Raw genomic sequence first — 1878 nt, 5'->3', positions numbered from 1 at the left:
CCCCCATCGACCGGCCCTTTCCTTTTGCCCGGAAAGGGCCGGGGCCGCGCGTCTCGCGCCGGCCAGCTGACCGCTCAGCGCGACGCGAGGATCGCCGTCAGTGCGCGGAAGAACGCCTTTCCATGCACCCGCTCGATCGCCGTGGCATTCGGGGCATCCGATCGCCAGTCGAAGACGGTCGCCCCGCGGGTGAGCTCGCCACGCAGCTCGACGCCCACGCGGTAGGGGCGCTCGACCTCGACGAGCGAGGGGTCGAGCGCGACGAGCACCGAGAGTGAGTCCGGATGCGTCGACCCGCCGATGCCCGCCGCCGAATCGAAGGCGAACGTCGCCTTGTTGGCCTGCACGAAGAACGCCGACAGGCGGGTGCCGAGGGCCTCGATCTCTGCGATTCGGCCGGCGTCGAACACCGTGTCGCGGATGGCCGTCGGGTCCCACGGCACGAACCGCAGGCTCGGGAATCCGGCTCCGACGACGATCGCCGCCGCCTCCGGATCGACGTAGATGTTGTACTCGGCGGCCGGCGTGATGTTGCCACGGCCGTTGATCGAGCCGCCCATGACGACGATCTCGCGCACGCGGGAGGCGAACTCCTCGTCGCGACGCACAGCGAGCGCGATGTTGGTGAGCGGTCCGATCGCGACGATGACGAGCTCGCCCGCGTACGCCCGGGAGAGTCGTAGCAGCGCGTCGACGGCGTGCTCCGAATCGACCTCGGTCGTGCCGGTGCGCCGCTGACCTCCGACGCCGTCTTCGCCGTGCACGTCGGTTGCGCTCACCCAGTCGGCCACGAGTGGGCGGGCGGCGCCGACGTGTACCGGCACGTCGCCGTCGCGCCCGGCGAGCTCGAGCGTGAGCAGTGCGTTCTCGGTCTGCTGCGCGAACCCGACGTTGCCTGCCACGATCGTGACCGCCTTCAGGTCGGCACGCTCATGCAGCGCCGCGGCCAGCAGCGCGAAGCAGTCATCGGCCGCCGTGTCGGTGTCGACGACGAGCGGGATGCGCCCGGACCTCGGGCGCGGCCCACCAGACCGACGGGCGGACGGCTGCGCCGGGGCGCCGGGACGCGCGGGGAGCGAGCCGGAGATGAGAGCTTGGAACAGCGGCGAATCACTCACCGACGTGACCTCCTGCCGGGTGGGTTGCGGGCGTCCACGGCATGGGGGCGGAGCGGCGGCTGCGGCATCCGACCCACTCGATCAAGCCTAGATCGCCTCCCGGTGCGCCACCGACCACCTGGGGACCGTACGCTATGCCCATGACCGATCGCCGTCTCGCCATCGACGCCTGGGAGAGCCTCTTCCGCGCGCAGCACGAGATCTTCGGCGAGATCTCCGGCGACTTCGTCGACGCCCCGCTCGAGCAGGACGAATACGACGTCCTGCTGACGGTCGTGCGGGCCCCCGAGATGACCGCGCGGCTGCGCGACGTCACCCGCAACCTGCTCATCAGCCAGCCGAGCGTGTCGCGCCTGGTCGATCGCATGGTCACCCGCGGGCTCGTCACCAAGTGCCCGGACCCCGAGGACGGCCGCGGCTCGCTCGTGCGCGCGACGGCGCAGGGGGCGCGGGCGTTCCGCAGCCTCGGTGCGCAGCACGCGCGCACCATCGTCGACCGCATGTCGACCCTCGACGACGCCGAGCTGCAGGCGCTGCTCGCCCTCACGACGAAGCTGCGCGAGCCGGCCTGCCCGACCGAGCTCGGCGAGACCGCCTGACCGGCGGCCGCCTCCGTCTGCACGACGCGCGTCCGTCCGACCGGAGCCGCACCCGCCCGACCCGAGCCTGCGTCAGCACTCGATGACGTTGACGGCGAGTCCGCCCTCGCTCGTCTCCTTGTACTTCGTCGACATGTCGATGCCGGTCTGCCGCATCGTCT

At 71.6% G+C, this 1878-nt stretch carries 3 protein-coding genes; 1 reads left to right on the top strand and 2 read right to left on the bottom strand.

Annotated elements, in window-relative coordinates; genetic code table 11:
- Positions 1-74: 74 nt before the first annotated feature.
- Positions 75-1118 carry a nucleoside hydrolase gene (locus ASG00_RS07460; RefSeq protein ID WP_235557397.1) on the bottom strand — a complete coding sequence of 348 codons (1044 nt, stop codon included), beginning with the start codon at positions 1116-1118 and terminating at the stop codon, positions 75-77.
- 140 nt (positions 1119-1258) lie between these two features.
- Here ASG00_RS07460 and ASG00_RS07455 point away from each other — a divergent pair, with 140 nt between their 5' ends.
- The gene (locus tag ASG00_RS07455; protein WP_045247167.1) at positions 1259-1717 is read left to right on the top strand and encodes a MarR family winged helix-turn-helix transcriptional regulator; all 459 of its coding nucleotides are present in this window, start codon (positions 1259-1261) and stop codon (positions 1715-1717) included.
- Between the two features lie 72 nt (positions 1718-1789).
- Here the strand turns inward: ASG00_RS07455 and ASG00_RS17640 are convergent.
- A partial coding sequence (locus ASG00_RS17640) for an L-serine ammonia-lyase, iron-sulfur-dependent, subunit alpha (RefSeq protein ID WP_235559431.1) occupies positions 1790-1878 on the bottom strand: 89 nt, incomplete at its 5' end.

The organism is Microbacterium sp. Leaf351 (assembly GCF_001423825.1).
Classification (GTDB): domain Bacteria; phylum Actinomycetota; class Actinomycetes; order Actinomycetales; family Microbacteriaceae; genus Microbacterium; species Microbacterium ginsengisoli.
Note: the sequence above shows the minus strand (reverse complement) of the source record. Positions and strands in the feature narration are given on the sequence as shown.

Bases quoted from the DNA above. Each gene is read 5' to 3' on its own strand.
- ASG00_RS07455 (WP_045247167.1), top strand. From the start codon at position 1,259: ATGACCGATCGCCGTCTCGCCATCGACGCCTGGGAGAGCCTCTTCCGC.